17 protein-coding genes and 1 pseudogene are annotated in these 25,438 nt (G+C 67.0%); 5 read left to right on the top strand and 13 right to left on the bottom strand.

What is annotated here, in order from left to right:
• Window positions 1-190 (bottom strand): annotated as a pseudogene (locus G7Z99_RS14965) (SrfA family protein); the annotation flags it as partial.
• A 248-nt stretch (window positions 191-438) separates the two neighbouring features.
• Between G7Z99_RS14965 and G7Z99_RS14960 the strand changes: the two are divergent.
• A complete protein-coding gene (locus G7Z99_RS14960) occupies window positions 439-6,285 on the top strand; it encodes a DUF3320 domain-containing protein (protein ID WP_181095070.1) in 5,847 nt (1,948 codons plus the stop codon).
• A 46-nt stretch (window positions 6,286-6,331) separates the two neighbouring features.
• On the opposite strand, the gene G7Z99_RS14955 is transcribed toward G7Z99_RS14960, so the two are convergent.
• A complete protein-coding gene (locus G7Z99_RS14955) occupies window positions 6,332-6,754 on the bottom strand; it encodes a DUF3592 domain-containing protein (RefSeq protein WP_181095068.1) in 423 nt (140 codons plus the stop codon).
• Window positions 6,755-6,923: 169 nt separating this feature from the next.
• Here G7Z99_RS14955 and G7Z99_RS14950 point away from each other — a divergent pair, with 169 nt between their 5' ends.
• Window positions 6,924-7,910 carry a hypothetical protein gene (locus G7Z99_RS14950; RefSeq protein WP_181095066.1) on the top strand — a complete coding sequence of 329 codons (987 nt, stop codon included), beginning with the start codon at window positions 6,924-6,926 and terminating at the stop codon, window positions 7,908-7,910.
• Between the two features lie 39 nt (window positions 7,911-7,949).
• Here the strand turns inward: G7Z99_RS14950 and G7Z99_RS14945 are convergent, their stop codons facing one another.
• The 6 genes from G7Z99_RS14945 to G7Z99_RS14920 form a co-directional block, all read right to left on the bottom strand.
• A complete protein-coding gene (locus tag G7Z99_RS14945) occupies window positions 7,950-8,396 on the bottom strand; it encodes a GNAT family N-acetyltransferase (protein WP_181095064.1) in 447 nt (148 codons plus the stop codon).
• A 921-nt stretch (window positions 8,397-9,317) separates the two neighbouring features.
• Window positions 9,318-10,079 (bottom strand): amino acid ABC transporter ATP-binding protein, encoded by a 762-nt coding sequence (locus G7Z99_RS14940; protein ID WP_181095056.1) that lies wholly within the window; start codon window positions 10,077-10,079, stop codon window positions 9,318-9,320.
• Window positions 10,076-10,978 (bottom strand): amino acid ABC transporter permease, encoded by a 903-nt coding sequence (locus tag G7Z99_RS14935; protein WP_181095054.1) that lies wholly within the window; start codon window positions 10,976-10,978, stop codon window positions 10,076-10,078. Before G7Z99_RS14935 ends, G7Z99_RS14940 begins: the two co-directional genes overlap by 4 nt.
• Window positions 10,975-11,877 carry an ABC transporter substrate-binding protein gene (locus tag G7Z99_RS14930; RefSeq protein WP_181095053.1) on the bottom strand — a complete coding sequence of 301 codons (903 nt, stop codon included), beginning with the start codon at window positions 11,875-11,877 and terminating at the stop codon, window positions 10,975-10,977. The genes G7Z99_RS14935 and G7Z99_RS14930 overlap by 4 nt, the downstream gene beginning before the upstream one ends.
• A 3-nt stretch (window positions 11,878-11,880) precedes the next feature.
• Entirely contained in the window at window positions 11,881-13,230 is a 1,350-nt protein-coding gene (locus G7Z99_RS14925) for an LLM class flavin-dependent oxidoreductase (RefSeq protein WP_181095052.1), read from the bottom strand.
• 10 nt (window positions 13,231-13,240) lie between these two features.
• A complete protein-coding gene (locus G7Z99_RS14920; protein WP_219854235.1) occupies window positions 13,241-14,551 on the bottom strand; it encodes an MmgE/PrpD family protein in 1,311 nt (436 codons plus the stop codon).
• 366 nt (window positions 14,552-14,917) lie between these two features.
• On the opposite strand from G7Z99_RS14920, the gene G7Z99_RS14915 reads away from it, so the two are divergent.
• The 3 genes from G7Z99_RS14915 (at window position 14,918) to vapC (ending at window position 15,913) form a co-directional block, all read left to right on the top strand.
• Window positions 14,918-15,130, top strand: coding sequence for a hypothetical protein (locus G7Z99_RS14915; protein WP_181095050.1), 213 nt, complete (start codon window positions 14,918-14,920; stop codon window positions 15,128-15,130).
• 142 nt (window positions 15,131-15,272) lie between these two features.
• Window positions 15,273-15,503, top strand: coding sequence for a type II toxin-antitoxin system VapB family antitoxin (gene vapB, locus G7Z99_RS14910; protein ID WP_181095049.1), 231 nt, complete (start codon window positions 15,273-15,275; stop codon window positions 15,501-15,503).
• Window positions 15,503-15,913 (top strand): type II toxin-antitoxin system tRNA(fMet)-specific endonuclease VapC, encoded by a 411-nt coding sequence (vapC, locus tag G7Z99_RS14905; protein WP_181095047.1) that lies wholly within the window; start codon window positions 15,503-15,505, stop codon window positions 15,911-15,913. Before vapB ends, vapC begins: the two co-directional genes overlap by 1 nt.
• A 469-nt stretch (window positions 15,914-16,382) precedes the next feature.
• Here the strand turns inward: vapC and tssA are convergent, their stop codons facing one another.
• The 5 genes from tssA to G7Z99_RS14880 form a co-directional block, all read right to left on the bottom strand.
• Window positions 16,383-17,474, bottom strand: a complete 1,092-nt coding sequence (gene tssA, locus G7Z99_RS14900; RefSeq protein ID WP_181095045.1) for a type VI secretion system protein TssA — start codon at window positions 17,472-17,474, stop codon at window positions 16,383-16,385.
• A 95-nt stretch (window positions 17,475-17,569) separates the two neighbouring features.
• Window positions 17,570-18,088: an Hcp family type VI secretion system effector gene (locus G7Z99_RS14895; RefSeq protein ID WP_060393523.1), complete on the bottom strand. Its 519-nt coding sequence runs from the start codon at window positions 18,086-18,088 to the stop codon at window positions 17,570-17,572.
• Window positions 18,089-18,232: 144 nt separating this feature from the next.
• Window positions 18,233-20,728 (bottom strand): type VI secretion system membrane subunit TssM, encoded by a 2,496-nt coding sequence (gene tssM / locus G7Z99_RS14890; protein ID WP_181095043.1) that lies wholly within the window; start codon window positions 20,726-20,728, stop codon window positions 18,233-18,235.
• Window positions 20,725-21,633 (bottom strand): type VI secretion system-associated protein TagF, encoded by a 909-nt coding sequence (tagF, locus tag G7Z99_RS14885; RefSeq protein ID WP_181095041.1) that lies wholly within the window; start codon window positions 21,631-21,633, stop codon window positions 20,725-20,727. The genes tssM and tagF overlap by 4 nt, the downstream gene beginning before the upstream one ends.
• Entirely contained in the window at window positions 21,630-25,433 is a 3,804-nt protein-coding gene (locus tag G7Z99_RS14880) for a type VI secretion protein IcmF/TssM N-terminal domain-containing protein (RefSeq protein WP_181095039.1), read from the bottom strand. The genes tagF and G7Z99_RS14880 overlap by 4 nt, the downstream gene beginning before the upstream one ends.
• Between the last annotated feature and the right edge of the window lie 5 nt (window positions 25,434-25,438).

Genomic DNA, 25,438 nt, shown 5'->3' with positions numbered 1-25,438 from the left:
CCGGGCTGTACCAGTCGAGCACATTGCCCTGCTCGTTGCTTTTCGGGATGGCCAGAAAACGCGACAGCTCGGGGCTGCGGCGCTCGAGGGCGGCGATCAGTTGCAAGGCGGCCTTGAACACCGGCTGGCCGGTTTCGCCCATGGCAATGAATTGGTCACTTTTGCCGGTGCGAAGCAGTACGCCCTGCATGGGTTCGGTCCTTGAAAGAAATCAGTGCCATCGATTGGCGAGGGGTGCAGACCTTACTGAAAAGAGGGCCATGGCGTCAATTTGCCAGCGCTGTTTTTTTGCGTGTCGGGCGCCCTTGGCGGGGCGTGCAGTGCACAGGCGCCGTCGTCGTCGATGCCAGCGCGCCCTGAGCCATGTATCCTCGCTCGCATTACCGAAACGCCTCCTTTCTGTCAGGACCGCAGGCGTGCCGTTCAAGGAGACGTTGCATGAGTATCAAGATCGAGGCCACGGTCGCGCGCAAGATTGGCTTTGCCTCGCACCAGAACGCCGTGCCGCTGTTGCGCGAGCTGGCGCTGACCCACGCGGGTCAGACCCCGTATCACGAACTGACGCTGACCCTGGACACCGACCCGGCCTGCGTCGAGCCGCGCCGCTGGGTCATCGACCGGCTGCTGCCCGGCGACCGGTTGGTGATCGGCGAGCGCGACCTGCGCCTCAATGCCCAGTACCTGGCAGGCCTCGACGAAAGCCTGAGCGCCGACGTGCTGCTGCGGGCCTGGCAGGGCGAGACCCTGCTGGCCGAGCAGCGCCTGCCGACCACGCTGCTGGCGCGGATGGAGTGGGGTGGCCTGAATGCCATGCCGGAGCTGCTGCCGGCCTTCTGCCTGCCCAACGATCCGGCGGTGGACCGGGTGCTGAAAGCCGCCTCCGACGTGCTGCGCCGCGCCGGCAAGCCGGAGTCCATCCAGGGCTACGAGGGCCAGTCGCGCAGCCGGACCTGGGAGCTGGCCTCGGCCCTCTGGTCGGCGGTGTGCGACCTTCAGCTCAGCTATGCGCTGCCGCCGGCCAGTTTCGAGGCCCAGGGGCAGAAGGTGCGCTCGCCCAGCCAGGTCCTCGACAGCGGCCTGGCCACCTGCCTGGACAGCGCCTTGCTGTTTGCCGCCGCGCTGGAGCAGGCCGGGCTCAACCCCGTGCTGGTGATGACCCAGGGCCACGCGTTCACCGGCGTCTGGCTGCAGCCGCAAGAATTCGCCCAGGTGCTGACCGACGACGCCTCGGCGCTGCGCAAGCGGGTCGACCTCAAGGAGCTGGTGGTCTTCGAGACCACCCTGGCCACCCAGTCGCCGTTCCCCGGTTTCAGCCAGGCGGTGAGCGAAGCGCAGCGGCAGCTGGACGATGACCGCTTCATCATGGCCATCGACGTGCGCCGTGCACGCCTGCAGAAGATCCGCCCCCTGGCCGCGACGGCGGCGCCCGAGCCGACGGCGCTGACGCCCGACCCGTCGCCACGCCCGCACAACGCGCTGGAAGAAGCGCCGATGCTGCCGGGCTTCGACGTCGAGGTGCCGACCACGGCCGAAGGGCCGGCCGACCGGCTGATGCTGTGGCAGCGCAAGCTGCTCGACCTGACCACCCGCAACCGCCTGCTGCACCTGCCCGACAGTGCCAAGGGCGTGCGCCTGGTGTGCCCGGACCCTGCGGCCCTGGAAGACCTGCTGGCCAGTGGCAAACGCATTCGGGTGCTGCCGGTGCCCAACCTCGACAGCGGCGGCCGCGACCCGGCGCTGTACGAGCAGCAGCACCGCGAGCGTCTGCTCGACGAGGTCGCCCGCCAGGCCTTCGAGCGCGGCGAGGTGCTGGCTAGCCTGGAGAAGAGCAAGCTCGAGGCCACCCTGATCGACCTCTACCGCAAGGCGCGCACCGACCTGGAGGAGGGCGGCGCGAACACGCTGTTCCTGGCCGTCGGCTTCTTGAACTGGAAGAAGAGCGCGGACGACCCCAAGACCTACTCCGCGCCGCTGGTGCTGCTGCCGGTCAAGCTCGAGCGCAAGAGCGCGCTGTCGGGCGTGACGCTGAGCCTGCTCGACGAAGAGCCGCGCTTCAACCTGACCCTGCTCGAACTGCTGCGCCATGACTTCGAGCTGGTGGTCCCCGGCCTGGACGGCGACCTGCCGGCCGATGAGAACGGCGTCGACGTGACCGGCGTGTGGGACACGGTGCGCCGTGCGGTGCGCGATGCGCCCGGCTTCGAAGTGGTCACCGACGTGGTGCTGGGCACCTTCTCGTTCGCCAAGTACCTGATGTGGAAGGACCTGGCCGCCCATGCCGAGCAGCTGACCCAGAGCCCGCTGGTCAAGCACCTGCTCGAGCGCGGTCCGGGCAGCCCCGGCCTGCCGCGCGGCGACGACTTCCCGCGCCCCGAGCGCCTGGACGAGGTGGTCACCCCGGCGCAGTTGTTCACGCCGCTGCCAGCGGACTCTTCGCAACTGGCGGCGGTGATCGCCTCGGCCGGCAACCACAGCTTCGTGCTCGACGGCCCGCCCGGCACCGGCAAGTCGCAGACCATCGCCAACATGATCGCGCACAACCTGGCGCTGGGCCGCCGCGTGCTGTTCGTCGCCGAGAAGCGCGCGGCCTTGGAGGTGGTCTACCGGCGCCTGGCGGAAAAGGGCCTCGGCGAGTTCTGCCTCGAATTGCATTCGAGCAAGGCTTCCAAGGTCGAAGTGCTCAAGCAGCTCGAACGGGCCTGGGACGTGCGCGACACCCTGACCGCCGAAGAATGGTCCCGCGAGGCCGAGCGCTTGCAGACCCTACGCGGCCGGCTCAACCAGCTGGTCGAGGTGCTGCACCGTCGGCACCCCAACGGCTGGTCGTTGCACCAAGCGATCGGCCGTACCGTGCGCGACCACCGGCCGACCACGCCCCGCCTCCAATGGCCCGAGTCGGCCGTGCACGATCGGGCTGCCTACGAGGCGCTGCACGACCTGGCCCGCCGCCTGGGCCTCAACGGCCAGGCCGCCCACGACCTGGCGCCGGTGTTCGCCGGCCTGGCACAGACCGACTGGTCCAATGCCTGGCAGGCCCAACTGGTGGCCTGCGCCCGCGAGGTGCCCGCTGCCCTGGACGCGCTCGAGGCGGCCTGCGAGCGCTTGCAGGCCCTGACCGGGCTGGCGCTGCCAAAGGCCGAGGCTGGCCAGTATGCCGCCTGGGTCGCGTTGTTCACGCTGCTGTTGCGCTGCCACGGCCTGGACCTGGGCTTCGCCTTCGCCCCTGACGCGAACACGCGCATCGAACACGCCCGGCGCGCTGCCGAGCGCATCGCCCGTTATCAGGCCCTTGGCCAGGACCTGTCCGTGGACTACGCCGACGAAGCCTGCCGCCAGGTGCCGGTGGCCGAGCTGCGCGAGGCGTGGCAGGCAGCCAGCGGCAAGTTCTGGTTCTTCGCCACCTGGGCCAAGAAGAAGGTCGCCCAACGCCTGGCGACCCTGGGCGGCGCAAGCGCGCTGCCGGACGTCCCGGCGGACCTGGACCGTTTCGAACAGCAGCAGGCCCTGCTGCGCGAACTCGACAGCCTGGGCGCGACCCTGCAGTCGGTGCCGGGCTGGCAAGGCAGCCACAGCGCTGGCCAGACCCTCACCCAGGCCGCTGCCCTGGCCGAACAGCTGCGCCGCCAGATCAGCGCCCTGGCCGACTCACCCGAGGCGCTGATCGCCCTGCGCGCCGCCGTGCAGCGCGTGGTGGTCGAGGCCAACGACATGCTCGCACCCGGCGGGCAGATCGCCGCCGCCATCGACGTCCTGCAGCAGGCCCAGGCACGCGTCGAGGCCTGCACGGTGCAGTTCGACCAACTGGCCGCCTGCGTCGACGAGGGCGGCGCCCTCAGCCTCGCCCAATGGCGTGCACTGGCCCACCGCATCGTCAGCCAGGAAGGCCAGCTCAAGGCCTGGTGCGACTGGTGCCGTGTGCGTGATCAGGCCCGCGCCGCCGGGTTGCAGCCCTTGGCCCAGGCCCTGGAGCAGGGCACCCTGCCGGCGGACAGCGTCGTCGCCACCTTCGAGACCGCCTACGCCTACGACTTCGCCCGCCAGGGCATCGACCGCGAGCCGCTGCTGCGCACCTTCGTCGCCGCCGAACACATGAGCGACATCGCCACCTTCGCCCGCCTCGACGACGCACTGGCCGCGCTGTCGGTGCGCTACATCCGCGCCACCCTGTGCGGCAACATCCCGGCGAAGAACGACGTGCCCAAGAGCAGCGGCTTCGGCGTGCTCAAGCATGAGTTGCAGAAATCCCGACGGCACAAGCCGGTGCGCCAGCTGGCGATCGAGATGGGCGAGTCGCTGAACCGGCTGGCCCCGTGCATGCTCATGAGCCCGCTGTCGATCGCCCAGTACCTGCCGGCCGAGCTGCCGCCGTTCGACCTGGTGATCTTCGACGAAGCCTCGCAGATCGCCCCTTGGGACGCGATCGGCTCCATCGCCCGCGGCCGCCAGGTGGTGATCGCCGGCGACCCGCGGCAGATGCCGCCGACCAACTTCTTCAACCGGGGCGCCAGCGCCACCGACGACGACACCGCCGAGGACATGGAAAGCATCCTCGACGAGTGCCTGGGCGCCGGGGTGCCGAGCCACAGCCTGAGCTGGCACTACCGCAGCCGCCACGAAAGCCTGATCGCCTTCTCCAACCACCAGTACTACGACAGCAACCTGATCACCTTCCCGGCCGCGCAGACCCGCGACAGCGCCGTGGAATGGCGGCGCGTCGAGGGCGTCTATGCCAAGGGCAAGGGCCGCCACAACCAGATCGAGGCCAAGGCCATCGTCGCCGAGACCGTCAAGCGCCTGACCGACCCGGCCTTCATCGCGGCAGGCCACACCCTGGGCATCATCACCCTCAACAGCGATCAGCAGCAGCTGGTCAACGACCTGCTCGACGTCGCCCGTACCCAGTACCCGCAGATCGAGCCGTTCTTCCAGGAAAGCCACCCCGAGCCGGTGGTGGTGAAGAACCTCGAGACCGTGCAGGGCGACGAGCGCGACCTGATCATCCTCGGCATCGGCTACGGCCCGACCGAACCCGGCGCACCGAGCATGTCGATGAACTTCGGCCCGCTCAACAAGGAGGGCGGCTGGCGCCGGCTGAACGTGGCGATCACCCGTTCGCGACGCGAGATGCTGGTGTTCACCTCGTTCGACCCGTTCATGATCGACCTCAACCGCACCAACGCCCGCGCCGTGCGTGATCTGAAGCACTTCATCGAGTTCGCCCAGCAGGGTCCCAAGGCCCTGGCCGCCGCGGTGCGTGGCTCGGTGGGCGGTTACGACTCGCCGTTCGAGGAGGCCGTGGCCGAGGGCCTGCGTGCCCTGGGCTGGCAGGTGGTGCCGCAGATCGGTGTGTCGCGCTTCCGTATCGACCTGGGGATCGTCCACCCGGACCGCCCTGGCGATTACCTGGCCGGGGTCGAGTGCGACGGCGCCACCTACCACAGCGCCGCCACCGCGCGTGACCGCGACAAGGTGCGCGGGGCGATCCTGCGGGGGCTGGGCTGGAACCTGGTGCGCCTGTGGTCCACCGAGTGGTGGGTGGACAAGGCCGGCGCCCTGCAACGCCTGGATGCGGCGCTCACCGAATTGCTGGAAGCCTCGCGGGCGGCGCAGGCGGCCGTGGTGGAGGCCGAACCTGCACCTGAGGTGGCGCTGACGTTCCCGGTGCAAACGGAGGAAGAGGACGACCGCGCGCTTGAACCTGCGTCCGCCTTGGTGGCTGACGAGGTTGTCGCCCCTGAGGCGCAGGCACTGCCCGTGCAGGCCCTGGCGCCTGTCACCGAAGCCAGCATGCCCTCTGGCGTCTACCGCGTCGCCGACCTGAGTGCGCTGGCGGCCGAAATCGACGCCGAGCGTTTCTACCAGGCCGAGTACGACGCGGTGCTGCAACGGGTGATCGCTCAGATCGTGGATCAGGAAGCACCGATCCGTGACACCGTGCTGGTGCAGCGGGTCGCGCGCGCCCATGGCTTCCAGCGCGCCGGGCGGTTGATTCGTGATCGGGTGCTGGGTCTGGCCGAGCGGGCGCACCACGTTCAGGCGACGGCAGCGGACGAGGCGTTCGTCTGGGGCGCGGCGACCGAGGCGGACACCTGGTCGCGCTACCGCGTCCCGGCAACCGAGGCCGACGTACGCGCCCTGGAAGACATCGCCGCACCTGAGTTGCGGGCGGCGGCGCGGGCGGTAGGGCAGGGCGATACGGCGCTGGAGGTGGCCAAGGTGTTCGGCTTCAAGCGCCTGACGGCCGCCACGCGCGAGCGTCTGGAGCAGGTATTGAGCGAGGTGTGAGGGACGGCGGTGGCAGGCACCGGGGTGCCCAGAGGCGCCTCGACCGTCAACGTCGCCGGCGCCACCACTGAGCCGCGTGATAGCCACCGCCCAGGGTGAACGCCATTCCCAGCACGCCAACCAGCACGCTGGCGCCCCACAGCGCGCCCCGGTCTTCGATGACCGCGGTGCCGGCCGGCGCCTCGGCGCTGTAGCGCACCTGCACCGGTTCGCCCACGACATACCCGGCGATCAAGCCGCCCTCAGGGTAGCTGACAGCATTTCCGGCTTGGTCGATGAAGTCGATCTGCGGGTGGCTGCCGCCGGCATTCAGAGCGCTGACATGCCCCTCTGCCCGTTGCGCGGTGGCCAGGAACGCCAGGCGCGTCTCGATCAGCCCGGCGGTCAGGCCGAGCAGGCACAGACCCAGCGGCAGGAACAGCAGGGCACGCAGGCCGTCGCCGCGGGGGGTGTGGGTCGGTGGGGGCATGCAGGGTTCTCGGTTCGTCCTTGATACGCCGTGCATTGCAGCGGGTTTGGGCGGCGTGGTCAATCCTGGGATCGTCTGTTCGGAACACGGGCTGTTGGGCGTCAAGCGTTGGGCTGGCGGCCGGTCTGGTTTATCCTCTGCGCCTTCATGCGGATTCACAAGGACGTTTATGATCCCCATCGATGTACCGTTCATGGTGCTGGGCTACATGCTCGCTGTCTTTTCCGACGTCTTTCTCGTCCTGTTGATCGCCTGCGCTTTCGCCTGGTTGATCCCTCGTAGCCGAAACTACCTGCGTGCGCGGCCTATCCGCGTTGGCCTGTTGATGGTGGGGCTGGCCATCGGCAGCCTGCCGTCGGTCAGTTTCTCCTACCGTCACTGGCAGGACTGGCGCGCGCAAAATCCGCGCCTGCAGCAGGAGGAAGTACTGGGCGATCTGGTGCTGCCCACGGGGACACGCGTCCACCTGCGCCAGGTCGAGCCCATGAACGATCTGGCGGGCAAGCCGATCGTTCACGGTCTGCCCAGCCTGGATCAGGCCGAGTTCACACGCACACCCGGCTTGGTCAAGGGCTTGCGCGTGCGCAGCCTGAAGCTGTCGGACTTCACGGCGACGCTCGATACCCTCGATGCACACACGCTGGAAAGCTGGCAGTGCGCGCCGGGTACGGTCGAATACGATTTTCCATCAGGCGCGCAGTTCAGCTTCGCCCAATGGCGGTTGCGCGAATGCTGGTTGGCACCGGGCGCTTCCCTGGGCGGCATCGTCTGGCCAGGGCCGGTGCGGGTGTTCGCCACCGAGTCGGGATGGGAGGCCCGTAGCGAGGATACGATCGTCACGGTGCACGGCCTGCCGCTGCGCTGGCTGAGCCTGCGTATCAGCCAGCCTTTCGCCAAGGCAGGGACGTGGACAGGGCACCTGACCGAGCCGACCTATTTCGGCACCGTTCACTACCCCCAAGGCATCCCGGTGCGTCGGCAGGGGGACCAGCTGTGGTTCAGTCTGCCTGAGGATGAACAGGCCGAAGACCGTCGTACCGGCACGCTCATCGACGGGGGGCACACGGTGGTGCAGGGCCTGGACGGCGCGATGATTGGGGTCGAGACCAACGACGCACTGGGGATCCATTTCTTCGACCGGATCATCGTGCCGTGAGGAGGCATCAGGGCGCTGATGCACTTGACCGCTCGCGACTCACCGCCTCTGCCAGGTCATTGGCTGATACACCAGCCCACCGTGTTCGCTCACGTCCCCGGCGAGCATGAAGCCATAACGCTGATAGGCGGCCACCGACGGCAGGGAAGCGCTGACGGTGATTTCGTCTGCCTCTGCATGCGCTAGGGCCACCTCCATCAGACGAGCACCCACGCCACGACGCTGCCAACCGGGGGCGACGAACAGCAGGGCGATATGCCGGCGCTGCTTGAGTTCCACCATCCCCCTCACGACACCATCCACCACCGCTACCCACATCCGGTTGTCGCCGGCCAGGCGCTCGCCGAACGCGGCCGGCGTCACCACGTCAGCGAAGTGCGCCACGCCCTGGGCGGACAGCGACGGAGCGATCGCCTCGTTGAAGGCGTCGAGGCAGAGGGCGGAGACAGCGGAGGCATCGTCGTGCGTCATGTCGCGTACGTGCATGGGGTCGTCCTTGAGTGCAGGTCATGGGGATCGACCTGTATAGCAGCCTGATAGCTCAGGCGGGAAGCAAAGGCGGTAGAGGGCCTTTGTATGGAGCGGGCTTGCCCGCGATAGCGGTGGTAGATTCGACACATGGCCAACAAGGTGAATGCTGGCCTGCCAGCCTTGAGGTGAATGAACTGGCCCTATCGCTGGCAAGCCAGCTCCCACCGGTACTCACTCCAAGCAGGCATCGGCACGATGGCGACGCTGCCTGTGGGAGCGGGCTTGCCCGCGATAGCGGTGGTAGATTCGACACAGGGTTAACAAGGTGAATGCTGGTCTGCCAGCCTTGAGGTGAGTGAGCTGGCCCTATCGCTGGCAAGCCAGCTCTCATAGAACATAAAATAAATTTTTGATTTAAAAGTAAATAATTTCAGATTTTTGTGGGCCCTGCGGGCCCAATCGCGGCACAGGGGCCCCACACAGGTGACCGCGATAGCCTGCAACCCCGCGGTGGGGCTACGGGTGTAGGAGCGGCCCCCGCCGGGGCGCCGGACCGGCCGCGATGGGCCGCAAAGCGGCCCCCGAAAATCGATCAGAGATAAAGCCTCTGAGCCATGCCAGCTATCGACATGTTCTCTGCGCGACAGCGCGACAGCGCGGCGCCAAGGCGGCGGGCGGACTCCCACCGGTACTCACTCCAAGCAGGCATCGGCACGATAGCGACGCTGCCTGTGGAGGCTTGCCCGCGATACAGGCGGTGAAGGAGGGGATGCTGCTGCGGGCCTGCGACAGTCGGTTTCACTGCGGTATGACCCTGGGTGAAAAGCCCTTGCCGGGGCACCGGACTCGAATCGAGCCTGACAGGCGGAGTACACAAAAGACGAGCCTGGAACCAGGCCGGCCTGAACGACAAGCGCCGCGCAGGCCGTGACTGGCTTACAGCACGCTGGCGAGAAACTCGCGCAGGCGCGGGTGTTGCGGGTTGTCCAGCAAGGCGCGTGCATCGCCGCTCTCGACCACCTGGCCCTGGTCCATGAACACGATGTGGTCCGCCACTTCGCGGGCGAAGCCGATCTCGTGGGTGACCACCACCATGGTGATGCCAGAGTGCGCCAGCTGCTTCATCACCTGCAGCACTTCGCCCACCAGCTCCGGGTCCAGGGCCGAGGTCGGTTCGTCGAACAGCATCACCTCCGGCTGCATCGCCAGGGCGCGGGCGATGGCCACCCGTTGCTGCTGCCCGCCGGACAGCTCGCGCGGCCAGGCATCGGCGCGGTGGGCCAGGCCCACTTGTTCGAGCAGGCCCATGGCCCGTGCCTGCACGTCACGGCGCGTGTGGCCGAGGATGCGCAGGGGTGCATCGACGATGTTCTGCAGCACGGTGCGGTGCGGGAACAGGTTGAACTGCTGGAACACCATGCCGATGCGCTGGCGCTGCTCGGCCACGCGCGTTTCCGGCAGCTCGTGGAGCGTCTGGCCCTTGCGCTGGTAGCCGATCAGCGTGTCGCCGACGTGGACGGTGCCGCCGTCGAGCTTTTCCAGGTGATTGATGCAACGCAGCAGGGTCGACTTGCCCGAGCCCGATGGCCCGAGGATCACCGTCACCGAGCCGGCGGCGATGTCCAGGTCGATGTCCTTGAGCACGGTATTACCGGAGAACTGCTTGCGCACGCCGCGCAGGCGGATGGATTCACTCATGCTTCGGACTCCTGCCGGGTCACCGTGCGACCCAGCCAGTTGCGCCGGCCTGGGGTGTTGCCCCGGCTGAAGCGCACTTCGACGACGTGCTGCAACACCGACAGCACCGAGGTCATCACCAGGTACCAGGCGGTGGCCACCAGCAGCAGCGGGATCACCTCGTAGGTGCGCTGGTAGATGATCTGCGCCGAGTACAGCACGTCCTGCAGCGCGATCACCGACACTACCGCGGTGGTCTTTAGCTGGCCGATCACCTCGTTGCCGGCCGGCGGCAGGATGGTGCGCATGGCCTGGGGCAGCACGGTCTGGCGGAAGATCTGCCCAGGCCGGTAGCCCAGCGCCTTGGCCGCTTCCAGCTGCCCGGCACCGACGCTCTGGATGCCGGCGCGGATGATCTCGGCGGCGTAGGCGGACTGGTGGATGACCAGGGCCAGCACCGCCGCGCTGAACGGGCTGATGACTTCGTTGGTGGGGGCGCTCCAGAGCTCGCCCAGCCAGGGCAGGCTCAGGGCCATGCGCGGGTACAGGGCGGCGATGTTGTACCAGAGGAACAGCTGCACCAGCATCGGCACGGCACGGAAGAACCAGGTGTAGGCCCAGCTGACGCTGACCAGTACCGGGTTCGACGACAACCGCATCAACGCCAGCAGCGTGCCCCCGGCGAAGCCGAACACCACCGAGATCAGGGTGAGCTTGATGGTCATCAGCACCCCGTCGAGGATCGAGGCCTCGGTGAGGTTGGCGGCCACCACGTCCCACTCGAAGCGCGGGTTGTCGAGCATCGAGTGCAGCACCAGGCCCAGCACCGCGATCACCACGGCGGCGCTGGCCCAGCGCCCCCAGTGGCGGTTGGGGACGATGCGCAGGTCGGCGCCCTCGGCGTCGAACGCTGGCTTCATTTGAGGTTGTCTTCGTTGAGGCCGGCCGACTTGATCGCGCCGAAGCCGATGTTCCATTTGTCGAGGATCTGCTGGTAGGTGCCATCAGCGATCAGCGAGTTGAGCGCGGCCTGGATCGGCTTGCCCAAGGGCGACTGCTTGGGCAGCGCGATGGAGACGATGGTGTCCTCGATGGTGATCTCGCCGGTCATGGTCAGCCCCTTGATGTGGTCGGCCTGGTAGCGCAAACCTTCGTAAGGGCCGAAGAACATCGGCACACGGCTGCTCATCACCGCCTGCACGCCAGCGGGACGGTCCGGGAAGATCGGCACGCTGATCGGCTTGTTGCCAGCGGCCACGCAGGCCTCGCTGGCCTGTTGCAGGCGGGTGACCTGGGAGGTGCCCGCACCGGCGCCGACGGTCTGGCCGCACAAGGCATCGAGGCTGTTGAACGTGCCGAGCTTGGCATCGGAGCGGCCGATCAGCGCCAATTTCGAGGCGTTGTAGTAGCCCACGAAGTCGACCTGCTCCAGGCGTTTGGCGTTGGCGTCGATGTTGGCCAGGGCCGCGTCGTAGCGGCCGGACTTGAGCCCCGGGATGATGTTGTCGAACCCACCGGTGTCCTTGAGCTGCAACTGCACGCCTAGGCGGTCGGCCACGGCGCTGATGATATCGATCTCGCGCCCGGCCAGGGTCTTGTTGTCGGCCTTGTAGAAGGTGGTCGGCGGGGTGTTGGGGTTGGTGCCGGCGACGATGTAGCCGCGCTTCTGGATGGCTTCGGGCAGGCTCGCGTGCAGCGCCGCGTCTGCCGCAGGCTTGGCGGTGGCGTCGAAGGGCACGCTGCCTTGGGCAGGTGCGGCGAAAGCGCCGGGGGCGGTCAGCAGCGCGGCGAGGGCGCTGATCAGTGCAGGTTTAGTCATGGCTCATGCCTTGTGGGTGGCCGACGGGGCGACGGCGGCGAAGTTGTCGGTGACGCTGGGCAGGCCCAGGTTTTCACGCAGGGTGGCGTGTGCGTACTCGGTGCGGAACAGGCCGCGGCGCTGCAGCTCCGGGATCACCAGCTCGACGAACAGCTGCAGTTGCTCGGGCAGCACCGCCGGCATGATGTTGAAACCGTCGGCGCCGCCCTGTTCGAGCCAGGTCTGGAAGTCGTCGGCGATGTCTTCGGCGGTGCCGACGATCACCCGGTGACCGCGAGAGCCCGCAGCCACGGCGGCCAGCTGACGCAAGGTGAGGTTTTCCCGCGCGGCCAGCTCGGTGAGCAGCTTGACCCGGCTCTGGCTGCCTTCGGTAGGGGCGATCGGCGGCACCGGGCCGTCCAGCGGGTAGACGCTCATGTCGGTGCCGAAGCGCGCGGACAGCTGCTCGATGCCGTTGTCGATGTCCACCAGCTCGTTGAGCTGGTCCCACACCGCCTGCGCCTGCTCGCGGGTGCGCCCGACGATGGGCATCACGCCCGGCAGGATCAGCAGGTGGTCCGGATTGCGCCCGGCGTCGCGGACGAACTGCTTCTGGCTGCGGTAGAAGGCCTGGCCTTCCTCCAGCGACGCGGCGGCGGTGAACACCACCTCGGCGGTCTGCGCGGCCAGCTGTTGTCCGGCCGGGGACGAGCCGGCCTCGATGATCACCGGGCGGCCCTGGGGCGAGCGGGCGATGTTGAGCGGGCCCTGGACCTGGAAGTGCTTGCCCTTGTGGTTGGCCGGGTGGATCTTGCTGTCGTCGCTGTAGCGACCGCTGGCCTTGTCGCGCACGATGGCGCCGTCTTCCCAGCCGTCCCACAGCTTGAACGCCACTTCGAGGAATTCACGCGCCACCTCGTAGCGGTCGGCGTGGGAGGGCAGGTCTTCGCGGCTGAAGTTGCGCGCGGCGTCGGCCGAGAACGAGGTGACCACGTTCCAGGCGGCACGGCCGTGGCTGATGTGATCCACCGAGCACAGGGCGCGGGCCAGATGAAACGGCTCGTCGAAGGTGGTCGAGGCGGTGGCCGCCAGGCCGATGTGACGGGTCTGCACGGCCAGGGCCGAAAGCAGGGTCAGCGGCTCCAGGCGCGACATGGTCGACGGCAGGCGGTGCACGCTGGTGGCCAGCGCGTCGCCGACGAAGAACATGTCGAACTTGCCCTGTTCGGCGGTCTTGGCGATCCAGCTGAACCACTCGATATCGGTGGGCGAACCTTGCGCACCGTCGGCGCGCCAGCCACCGACGTGGTGGCCCAGGGCCTGAACGAACAGGCCCAGGCGCAGTTGACGGGAAGGCGTCTGTTGCAGGGACATGGGAGGATCCTTAATGACAGCGAACGAGGGCGACCAGACGCTGCAGCGCGGCGTCGTCGGTCAGGTGAAGGTCGGCGCAGAGCGCCTCGAGGCGCTCGGCAGGCCAGGCCTGCAGGTTGTCGCGCAGCTTGCCCAGCACGTCGGTAGGCGCGGCGGCGGTCTGCTGGCGGGTCACGCAGTGGCTCGATGAACGACCGTCCGCCAGGTGCAGGGTGACCCGGTGGAAGCGCAGGTCCGGGTCCAGCTCGTCGGGCGGCGCCGTGGGGTCGGGCACCCGCTGCACCTTGGCGGCCAAGGCAGCGATGTCCGGGCGCACCGGGTCTTCGCCGTAGTGCTCCAGGGCGATGCCGCCATTGAGCAGGGCATCGGCGATCACGTATTCCAGGCTGAACCGGCCTTGCACGCCGGTCTGCGGCGCACGGATCGACGGTGCGGTGTCGGCGCCAGGCGGAAAGCTGACCTCGATGGACTGCACCTGCGCCAGCGAGAAGCCCTCGCGCTCGCGCAGGATGAAGGCTGCCTCGATGGCGCTGTGGGTGCCGCCGCAGGTGGGGTAGCGCTTGAATTCCAGCCCCGGCGTACTGATCCGCCAGGGCGCGCCCCAGTCGGCCAGCAGGTCGTCAGGCCGGGCCTGGCCCAGGCCGAGGATCTCCAGGAACGCTTCCAGCACGCCATCGGCCTGCGCCGCGAACCCGGCCTGCGCCAGCTGCACGGCATTCACCGCCTGCCGCGCCGCGAAACCCGCGTGCAGGGCCTTGCCCGCACTGCCGAACTGCGCGCGCAGGCCTGCGGCTTGGGTCGCTGCCAGGCCGAGGGCGATCTGGGTCTGGGCGCGATCTACCTGCAGCAGGCGGCACGCCGCGCCCGTGGCTGCGATCACCCCGAGCGTTGCGGTGCTGTGCAGGCCGGCCGCGTAATGCCGCGTGCCGATGGCCTTGCCCAGGCGCCCGGCCAGTTCCACACCGATGACGTAGGCGTCGAGAAACGCCTCATGGCCCAGGGTGTCCAGCGATGGCGCCAGCGCCAGCAGTGTCGACAGCACCACCGTGCTCGGGTGGCCGCGGAAGGTCGCGTGGTAGTCGTCGAAGTCCAGTGCGTGGCTCATGTAGCCCAGCTGCAGGGCCTGGTTGTCCGCGCCGCTCGAGGCCGGGAACGCATGGCGCACCGGTACCAGGCCGCTGTCGTGCAGCAGGCCGAGCTGGATCGGCAGCAGGCAGGCGAGGTAGTCGATGACACCTTCGCGTGCCCGCTGGCGGTGTTCGTCCCGGGGTCGGGTCTGGAGGAGCGCGTCGGCCAGCGATCCGCTCAAGGAGATACTCACGAGGCATACCTCTGGATGCAAGGCGTTGACTGGCATCAAAAAAATGGATGAAGGTGAGATTTTCCGGTTCTATAAAGACTTTTACCAATAACCAAAGGTTATGGGTTATTCCATGGGGTTCTATGTGTGGTGCGTATGGAATAATGAGGTTAGCTAAAGCCGGTCGTGCAGCAGGCTCGGACGGTCATTGGCACTTGGTTAAACTATGAGCGTGTGTAAGGCTGCGTGGTTCCACGCGGCCCAAGAGTGTGGGTTGTGCTGATGAGCGAAACACCTTGGCAGGCGGATCGCTTGAGGCACGACAAAACAGGATTCAGCCTGATGCACCAGGCTGCGCTGGGCCAACGAGGTCAAAGGAGACGTGGCATGTTCAAGCAATGGATGATGGTGACGGCCGTGGCGCTGGTGATCATCTTGGCGCCGTACGCGTACCTCATCCTGAAACTGGGAGAAAGCGGGTACCTGACCTTGCTGTTCTGCTTCGTCGTGGTGGACGGAAGGTTAGGGTTGTATGCGTGGCGCAAGTCGAAGGGGAGAAAGGATCCGTTGGACAAAGCCCGTTGGTATGACGTGTTTTAGTCTGTTCGTTGCGGCGCTCCTTGCCTGCAGGATCTGCAGCGCATCCAGAACCCGGTCAGCCCACTTTGCTTGGCATATCCCGTTGACATATCCCAGTGCGCCGCTAGGATTGGCAGGTATCTGATTTCTTGTGAGGTGTATCTTGGAACAAGGTGCCGTTTTTCAAAGTAATCGCAGTCAGGCCATAAGACTGCCCAAGGCTGCTGCGTTGCCGGAGGATGTCAAGCGTGTCGACGTTGTCGTGCTGGGTCGGGCGCGATTGATCACCCCGGTAGGTGAAGCCTGGGACAGCTGGTTCGACGGCGAGGGTGTGACCGCCGATTTCATGACCGAGCGCGAGCAGCCGGCTGAGCAGGAGCGAGAAGCCTTCTGATGCTCAAGTTCATGCTCGACACCAATATCTGTATCTTCACTATCAAGAACCGGCCGCCATTGGTACGTGAGGCCTTCAAGCGGCACCATGGCCAAATGTGCATTAGTACGGTGACGCTAATGGAATTGATCTATGGGGCAGAAAAGTCTTCTGACCCTGAACGAAATCTGGCGAATGTAGAAGGGTTTGCCGCGCGCTTGGACGTACTCAACTACGATCAGGTGGCGGCTGCTCACAGCGGGCAAATCCGCGCTGAGCTGGCACGAGTCGGGAGGCCGATAGGGCCCTACGATAACATGATCGCTGGGCACGCCCGCTCTCGGGGGCTGACGGTCATTACCAACAATCGTGGTGAGTTTGACCAAGTGGTTGGCTTGAGAGTCGAGGACTGGGCAAGTCCTGCTGTATGAGAAGAAAAGCGCGAGTTCGAGGCGCGAGTTGTTAGTCTGATGCATCAAACGACTGTTCAAGGCTCCCATCAGTTGGACTGTGTGGCTGTTCTGACCGCCGCCAACCTGTTTGGCAAAGGGCTTGCCCGCGATGCAGGCGGTGACGGAACGGACGCTATCGCGGGCAAGCCCGCTCCCACAGGTTGCTTGCGCAGGCATGCCTCCACCAACACCTGCAGAATCTGGGAAGGAGCTGACTTGCCAGCAATGAAGCCCTGTCCCACAAGGTACTTGCTCAGGCATACCTGCACCAACAGCCTGCAGAGATCTGGGTGGGAGCTGACAGGGTACTTGCGCAGGCATGCCTGCGCCGAGAGGCTGTAAAGATCTGGGTGGGAGCTGGCTTGCCAGCGATAGGGCCCTGTCAGGCGCCGTCTGCATCTGGACAAGCCTGCTTCTTAACTGATCGCCGCTACAACCTCAGGACAACTCACGTCCTGTCCTTGGTCCCCAGCACATCGCGAATGCTGTCCACCACGTTGCTGTCCTTGATCACATCGTTCAGCCAACCCTCCAGCGGCATGTTGCCCCACTTGATGGCGCGTTCGATCAGGTACGGCACCGGGCTTTGCGGTTCGCTCTGCTTGAAGAACTGGGCGACCCCGGACAGCATCATGAAGGCCTCGTCGCGGTTCAGCGGGGTAGTGCGCAGCGCGGCCGGGGCGCTGGGCTGGGCGGCCACGGAGGTCGGCACGCCGGCCGCCTCGACGGGCGCGTCGGCCGGTGTGGCCTCGGGCGCGGCGGCCACGGGGTTGAGTTCGACGCCGCGGTCCTTGAGCAGCTTTTCGGTCAGCTGGTTGGCGCGCGAGAGCATGTCGACCAGCGTGGCGAAGCTCGGCGCGTCGTGGCCGAACAGGCGGTCGGCGGTGGCTTGCAGGCGCTGGCAGGCCTGCAGGCTGCCGGCCACTTCCACGGCCTTGGCGCACAGGTGCTCGGTCTCGCTCAGCGCCACCGAGCGCTGGAAGATCTCGGCGTTGATCTTGCCTTCGTCCAGGGCGGTCTGCATGGCCTTGGGGTTCTGCAAGGCCAGGTTCTCGACATGGCGCGACTCGTCGTAGCGCAGCACGCCGAAGCCTTGACCCTGGGTGATGGGCAGGCCGCCGACGATGTCGGTGAGGGTGTTCTTGAGCCAGGACAGGCGTGCGGCACGCTCGTCCAGGCCGTCTTCGAATGAGGGGTGAAGCGTCTCCCAGAAGGTGTCCAGGATGCGTTCGGCCAGTTCCAGGCCAAAGCTGATCCCGTTGAAATGCTCACGCTGGGCCAGGCCCTCGGTGAGCCAGGCCACCAGCATCAGGTCCTTGCTCTGCTGGGCCAGGCCATAGGCGGCCAGGGTGACGACCTGTTCCCAGTCGGCGGTCTTCAGGTCGGTCTGCCAGTCGCCTTGTGTCAGGTAGTCAGGGTCGGCGCGGCGAGCCTCCTTGATCTGGTCGAACAGGGCGGAGAAGCTCAAGTCTTCGCCGCTGCCACCGTCGATCGGGGCGGCCAGCTCGGCCAACGAAAGGTCATTGAGGGTTTCAGGCATGGGACACTCGGGTCAGGGGGGAGGGAAGCGACGCGCCGGCAAGCCGGCGGTCGCAGGACACGGGCCGCGGCTGCGGCCCGTGAACGGAGCAGTGTTTAGGCAAACACTTTGTTGGCGGTACGGTCCCAGCCGCCGACGATGTTGCCGCCGGCCTGGCCGTCGGAACGCTTCTGCTGGGTGTAGGTGGTCTTGATGCGAGCGAAGTTGAAGCTGATCTCTTCGATCGGCAGGTCGCTCACCGACTTGTCTTCACCGGACTGGTTGCCACCGGCGACGAACTTGACCGACGACACCACGACTTCTTCCATGTCGATGGTCAGGTAGGTGACCTTGTCGCCACCGGCACGGTTGACGTTCAGCTTCAGCTTGGCGATGTGCTTGCCGGTGCAGCAGTGCTCGAACAGCTTGGCCGAGGCCTTGTCGACCGCCTTGCGGATCTTGAAGTCGCTCAGGGCGACACGCTCGGAGGAGGCACCGCCCGAGGAGCTGGCGGTCGCCGAGGTGGCCTGGGTGGCGCCGTACTCGTAGCCCAGCACTTCGATCCAGTCTTTGTGCTTGTCGTCCAGTACTTCGCCTGGGATGCCGTCGATTTGGATATACGCGTCAAATGCCATGGTTAAAGCTCTCCATTTACAACTGATTAAGGGTGCTTGCGCAGCCCTTGGTTTCGACCTCGCCACGTGTATCGGCTGAGGCAACTGTCCGCCCGCCAGGCTTCATCCAGTAAAGCCCGGCGAACCGGTTCCGTGGGCGCCGGCTCAATTGAGCCCGCGCACTTCGATTTCGACCCGTCGGTTGGGCTCCAGGCACTTGATCAGCTGGGCCCGGGGTTGCTGCATGTCGCATTTTACCAGTGGCTTGTTGCTGCCTTCGCCCTGGGCTTCAACCAGCTCGGCCGGGACGCCCTTGCCGACCAGGTAGGTGCGGATGGTCTGCGCCCGCTGCCTGGACACTTGCAGGTTGCCCTGACGATCGCCCAGCTGGTCGGCGTGGCCGGAAATGACGATCTTGCCGATGTTGGGCGTGTTCAGCAGCTTGGCGGCGATCGCGCTCAGTTGGGCCTGGCCTTCGCTCTTGAGGCTCTGGAAGTCGGCGCGGCCGAAGGCGAACAGCGTGTCGGACTCCAGCGTGATGGTCTCGATCGAGCGCAGCGACTGGGCGCGCAGGCTGTCGATGTAGTTGCGTGAGCTGGAGGTCAGGAACGCGTTGTCGAGGATGCGCGGCACGTCCGGCTCGCGCAGCTGCTCGCTGTAGAAGGTGATCTGGCGGCTGGCGTAGGTGTAGTCGTGCTGGCCGTCGCCACTGCTGTTGGCTTGGGCCAGGTTCTTGCCGGTCTGGCGGGCGATGGCCGGATACCAGTAGTCCGGGATGCGCGCATTCAGCAGCGCCGGGTCGGTCTTCTCCCGTGGCGTGGACGACAGCATCACGTAGGTGTCCAGGGTCGCCTTGCCGAAGTCGGCGATCGACTGGGCCCGGTTGTCGCGGGGCAGGGCTTCGGCCTGGATGCTGTCGACCCCGGTCACCGGTTGCAGCTCGCGGCTGTTGCGCTGGTAGACCTTGAGCGTGGTGAGCAGGTAGAGCGTGCGCGTCAGGTTGTCGGCGGTCGGCTTGAGCATCACGTTCTGCAGGGTGGCGAAATAGCGCTCGCGCAGCACCGGCTCGACCGCATGGCCGGTGTACAGCCCCAGGCGCATGCCCAGTGGCACGCCCTGGTCGTGGTGCTGCTGGTAGTAGTGCGAGGCCCAGAAGCGCAGGCGGTCCAGGCTGCGCCAGGCGGCGTACTGGTCATCCGTGGCGGCATCCTCGGTCTTGGCCTGGGCCAGTTCCTCGCCGATGCGTGCGAGGGTGGTGCGGTTGTTGACGTAGGACCAGCCCCACAGGCCGCACAGGATCAGCCCGGCCAGGCTGGCGGCGCCGACCCAGGCGGCCTTGCGCCGACGTTCGCGGTGGTTGCTGGTGTACAGCGCCACCAGGTGCTGGTCGGGGATGATCACCTTGCGGAACAGGCTGTTGATGAACAGCGGCGCCGACGGGCTGCCCAGGCTCGTCTCGACGGCACCTGGCTCCAGGGCGAAACGCTCGCTCACCTGCTGGCCATGGCTGCCCCACTGGGCGTCATCGGCCTGCAGCGCAGCGGTGAAGTAGAAGCCGCGCAGCAGTTCGGCGGGCTGGTATGGGTTGGCGCGCAGCAGGCTGTCGACGAAGGCTTGCAGGCGCGGCTTGAGGGCCGCCAGCTCCAGCGGGAAGCGGTACACGGCATCGTTCTGCCGGGTGACCTGGATGTCCTGCTGGACCAGTTGCTGGCTCGCCACGTGCTGCCAGTACTGGATCAGTTCGTCCATGGCCACGCCGAAGCGCTGGCCCCAGTCGGCGCGTTCGTAGTGGGTATGCGCGAAGGTCTTGCCGACCACTTCGCCACGCGCTGCATCGTCCAGCTGACGGTAGAACGAGCTGAAGCCGGGGATCAGGTCGCACTTGGTGAACACCAGGTAGATCGGCAGGCGCACTTCCAGCAGGGCGCCGCTTTCCTGGATACGCTCGCGCAGGCGCTTGGCCACGCGTTCCTGGTCCTCGAGCGAGCCGTGCAGCAGGTCGGCGATGCTGACGCTGACGATCAGGCCATTGAGTGGGCGCCGCTGGCGGTGCTGGCGCAGCAGTTGCAGGAAGCCGCGCCACTTGCCTGCTTCCTCGGGGCTGTTGACGTAGCGCCCGGCGGTGTCCAGCAGGACCGCCTCGGAACTGAAGAACCAGTCACAGTTGCGCGTACCGCCCAACCCCGCCACGCGCACGCCTTCGCGTTCGGCGTAAGGGAAGTTCAGGCCCGACTGCACGATCATGGTGCTCTTGCCCGCCGCCGGCTGGCCGATCACCAGGTACCAGGGCAGGGCGTACAGGGCGTCCTTGGCCGGGGTGCCGCGGGGCGAAGTGCTGTGCAGGCGCTCGATGCCCTGCAGCAACCGCTCGCGCAGCAGGCTGATCTCTTCACGGTCGGCCGGCGTGGCGTTGAGCACGGCCTGGTCGGCGTCGTCACGCAGCAGCCCTTCGAGGTCGTGGTGCTGCCCGGCACCGCGGTAGAGCAGCAGCACGTAGCCGGCCGACAGCAGCAAGAACAGGCCGATCCCGGCCAGCAGGCTGTGCAGCGAGGCGAAGCCCAAGGCGCGGCCGAGGGCCCAGACCAGGAAGATCGCCAGGAAGAACGCGATGCCCAACAGGTAAGGCTGGTAACGCAGGCAGTAGTACTTGAGCTTGTTCATACAGGCGTCGTATCCAACGCATCGACGAACCGGTCGATGACATGTTCAAGAGGTCGGTCGTTATCGTGCACGCGCGGTGCCGATGCCAGTGGACTGAGCAGTTCCAGGTGTTCGCAGGCCGGGGCCTGGCCGCTGAGCAGGCGGTAGGCGTTGTGGGCATGCCGCGAGGGGAAGCAGTACAGCCGCGGCAACATGAAGTCATCGGCCAGCAGGCTCACCGCCGGTACACCCAGGGCCGGGTTCATCCGCGTCAGCCAGGTCAGCCAGAGGTCGGCCGTGGGGTTCTTCAAGCCGCGCTCGGCCGGCAGCGGCAGTTCGATGCCACCGGCGAAGTCGCCGTGCAGTGACGGTGCGGCCTGGCGCAGGCGCGTCAGGGCCGTGGCGCTGTCGAACGCCGGCCACGAGCCGTGCAGCGCGCGGGCGACGTCGGCAAAGCTGAAGTCGTGCAGGAACTTGGCGTGCACGCGGCGGAACAGGTCCAGGTCCTGGGCCTTGAGCGGGCGCAGGGCCTTGATCCGCTCGAACAGCGGGCCACGTTCGGCGCCTTGCACCGCCTGGTGCAGCAGCGGCTTGATCTGGGCGCTGAACAGCTCGCCCAGGGTGAACGGGTTGATCAAAGGCGCCGCCTGCTCGCCCTTGATCAGTTGGAAGATGAAGAACGGATAACGCCGCTGGCTGGCATCGCGGGAGCTGAGCAGCCCGCCCACCAGCCAGTTGCCGGTGCGGGCGCGGTAGCTGAAGAAGCACATCGGCAGCGGGTCGAACGACGCCTGCCAGTGCTCGTCGTGGCGCAGGGCCGCGAGCGAGGACTGCAGCCAGGCGTCGAACTCGCAGACTTCTTCCGCCGCGCCATGCAGGCTGACGAAATCCGCGCTCGACGGGAGCTTGCCGAAACAGCCGATCATCGTGCGCCCTGCCCACTGCCGTTGAGCGCGCTCAAGGCCTTGACCTGGTTCAGGTCGGTGAGCTTCACGCCGCCGAAGTTGCGCACCACCAGGCTCACGCGGCCATTGGGCGTGTTCCAGCTGAAGCGCTGCTGCACGCCGTCGAGGTCATCGACGCGGGCGCTGTCGTTCATCCGCAGCAGGCCCCAGCGGCCGGGGAAGTCGAACACCGTGAACCGGGCACCGCTCAGGGTGACCACGTCCAGGCGTGCACCCGGCGCGGTGCTGGTGCCCGGCCAGGCGAAGCGGTTCCAGCTGCTGCGCCCGTTGCGGTAGTGCTGTTCCTGGCCGTCGAGGGTGAAGACGATGTCGGTGAAATTGGCCGACGGCTCGAGCATGATCTCGAACCCGTTCTCGCGGTCCGACAGGCTGGCGATGACCTGGCCCACGGAGCTGGCCTTGTCGATGCTGTTGAGCATGCCGGGGTTGACCAGCGACGGCGCCTTGCCATTGCCCATGCCCAGGCCCTCGCCGTCGGACAGGTTGCCGATCTCGTTGCGCTTGAAGGCGGGCAGCAGGCCGGTGTCGGGGTCGACGAAGCGTTGCAGGTCTTTCACCGAGGCCTCGTTGCGGCTGGTGCCGGCGATCGGGTAACGGTGCGCCATGACCTGTTCCCATGGCTTGGCGATCTGCTGCGCCCAGGCCTTGGCGATCTGCTGGCCGGCCGGGTCGCGCAAGGTGTCCCAGGCGTACTGGATCGGCAGCACGAACAGGCCCTGCAGCGAGCGCGACAGGCCGTCCTGGCTGGTGTCGATGCTGCTTTCCACGTAGTTGCGCACGGTGGTCACTTCGCTCGGCTGACCTTCGAGCGTTTCGCTGATCAGCTGCTTGCTGCCCTTGCCGACATCCTGCGAGCGCTGGATGTTGTTCATGCGCACCTTGAGCTTGCGCAGCGCGGCCAGGTAGCGGTCCATCAGGGTGCTGTCGGCGCCTTCGGCATTGTGCTCGGCGAACATCCGCGACACCGGTTCGAAGCGCTTGGCCAGGCTGCCGTCGTCCACCGCCGGCAGCGACGGGGTGACGTGGGCCGGCATCGCATCCTGGGTATCGAACAGCCCGGTCACCTTGCTCCAGAAACCGTCGTCGCGCGCCGCGCCCGAGGTCGGCACGTCGCGCTTGACCGGCACGTCCCACTGGGTGTTGTCGTTGACCGCGGCCAGCAGGTTCTTCACCGGCGAGTTCTGCACGTCGCTGAGCAGGCCCAGCTGGGTGGCAGCGGCGTTCAGGTCGGCGAAGTGGCGCACGCCCACGCTGCTGACCATCTTGTACCAGGCCTGGGTGTAGTCACGCTTGTAACGGGTCATGAACTCGCGGATGAAGTTGGCCTTCTGCACGATGGCGTCGCCACCGTTGCCGTCGAGCACCCAGTCCGATTCGTTGCGCAGGTTGCCCGAGACCAGCTTGATCAGCTCCGGCTTGACGAAGGTATCCCAGCCCTGGCGGGTGTAGATCGCCGGCACGCCGGCCGAGCCGTACAGCAGGGCGCGGCCCGGCTGCGGGACCAGGTCGTTGAGGCTCAGCATCGGGAACTGGCGGCTGGACTCGAGTTGCAGGCGCAGGTATTCACGGTCGACCAGCGAGCTGGAGAGCATGAACGACTTCAGGTGCTGGCGGGTTTCGCCGACCAGTTGCTCGTTGACCGGCAGCGCGGGCGCCTCGCCCTGTTCCAGCAGCTTGACGTACAGCGGCACGTTCTCCTCGATCACGCGGGCGTCGGCCGGCGTGCCTTCGCCGGCCGCGCTGGCCCAGGCCTGGGGCAGGCTGGCGGCGACGAATGCGGCGTCCGGGTGGGCCTGGGGCTCGGTCAGCATCAGGTACAGCTTGAGGGTGTTGTAGGCCTCGATAATCGAGGCGACCTGCTGCTCGTCCAGACGCCCGAGCATCTCCTCGGACAGCGACAGGCCACCGGTGGCCGCGGACACCTCGGCGGCGTCGCTGGCGGTGGCCAGGTTGACCTTGCGGGTCACGCCGCCCAGGCGGGAGTTGTCCAGCGCCTGCTTGGCCTTGGCGGCTGCGGCGGCTTTCAGGGCCTTGCCGTTGCGCGTCTTCGGCGTGGCGGCCGGGGTGAAGTCCAGCGACTGGTTGACGTCGGTGGCGAAGGCATTGAAGGCGCGCATCTGCACCTGCAACTGCCGTGCGATCGGCTCCAGCGCCTGGCTGCGCAGTTGCGTCAGGTAGGCGGCGCTGGCCACGTCGTGGATCGCCTCGCCGTGATACAGGCCGGCGCTCAGGCGCAGCGGCACGCCGTGCAGGCGGTGGTCCTCGACCGTCGCCATCTGCTCGCGCAGCACCTCCAGGCCCTTGCCCGAGGCCAGTTGCGCGTCGCGGTCGTCGGCCTGGTCGATCTGCGCCAGCTCGCCGCGCAGGCTCTCCAGCCAGTGGCGGTTGTTGACGAACGACAGCGCCTGCCAGCCGATGAACAGCAGACCAGCGACGGCGGCCAGGGTCAGCAGCGCCGGGTTGACGGCGGACTGTCGGCCCAGACGGGACTGGTACAGGGTCAGGTCGCGGTCGGGGAAGATCACCCGGCGGAAGGTGTCGGTGATGAAGAAGCTGCGGTTGCCGAGGGTGCGCGAAGGCGCCATGCCCTCGGCAGTGGCGGCGTTGAGGGCGAACTCGTCGGCGATCATGTCTTCATGGACGCGCTCGAGCTGCTGCTCGGTCTGCAGGGCGCTGGTGAAGTACACCCCGCGCAGCAGCAACGCACCGCCGCGCTGACCGCGAATGAAGGGGTCGAGGAACTGCTCGAGCACATTGCCCAGGGCCGAGAAGTACTGCGGGAAGCTCAGCAAGGCGCTGTCGGCCTCGGCACCCAGGGCGATCATCTGCGCATCGACGTGCTGGCGTACGTGGCTCTGCAGGTTGGCCAGGCGCGCGTGCAGGACCTGATGCAGCCCCTGGGTGCGGATCTCCGAGAGGCCGAAGGTCATGCCCAGCGGCTGCTGGCGCTCGTGCAGGTCGAGCCCTTCGAAGGCCTGGTCGAAGCCCGGCAACTGGTCGATCTTGCTCAGCATCAGGTAGATCGGCGGGTTGGCACCCAGGCAGTCGGCGTATTCCTCGACCCGGGCCACCAGCTGCGCGGCCATGGCGTTGCGATCCTCGATGCTGGCGGCCAGCAGCTCGGGCAGGCTCACCACCAGCACCAGACCGTTGATCGCCGCCTTGCCGCGCTGCTTGCGCAGCATCTTCAGGAAGGCCGCGAACTCGCTGGCCGACTGGTCGTCGCGCAGGTAGCGGCCGGCGGTGTCGATCATCACCGCATCAGGGCTGAAGTACCAGTCGCAGTGCTGGGTGCCGCTCTCGCTGTCGTTGGCCGTGGCGATGCTGGCCGACAGGCCCGAATGGGTCAGCAGCGAGGTCTTGCCCGCCGCCGACATGCCCATCACCAGGTACCACGGCAGGTCCGACAGCGCTGCCTTGCCACCGCCACCGGCGGAACGGTCGGTGCGCAGCATGGCGATGGCGTGCTTGAGGCGCTCGCGCAGCACCTGCTGGTCGCGGAACTCCCCGGTGGCGCTCCAGGAGCGGTCCACTTCGATCTGCAGCAGGTTCTCCAGGTTCTGCTCGGCACGGATGCGCTGGTACTGGCGCAGCACGATCGCCAGCAGGAAACAGGCCGTGATGATCGCCAGGGCCTCGGGCACGTGCAGGCGCAGCCACGGCACCAGCGGCGCGACCAGCCAGCAGACCAACAGGCTCAACAGCCACAGCAGTGGCAGGAGAATCCAGAAACTTTTCAACGAACGCAGTAATGTCTTCATGTCTT

The sequence above is a fragment of the Pseudomonas entomophila genome (assembly GCF_013523165.1).
Lineage (GTDB): Bacteria > Pseudomonadota > Gammaproteobacteria > Pseudomonadales > Pseudomonadaceae > Aquipseudomonas > Aquipseudomonas entomophila_A.
This window is presented reverse-complemented; position numbering and strand designations above follow the sequence as displayed.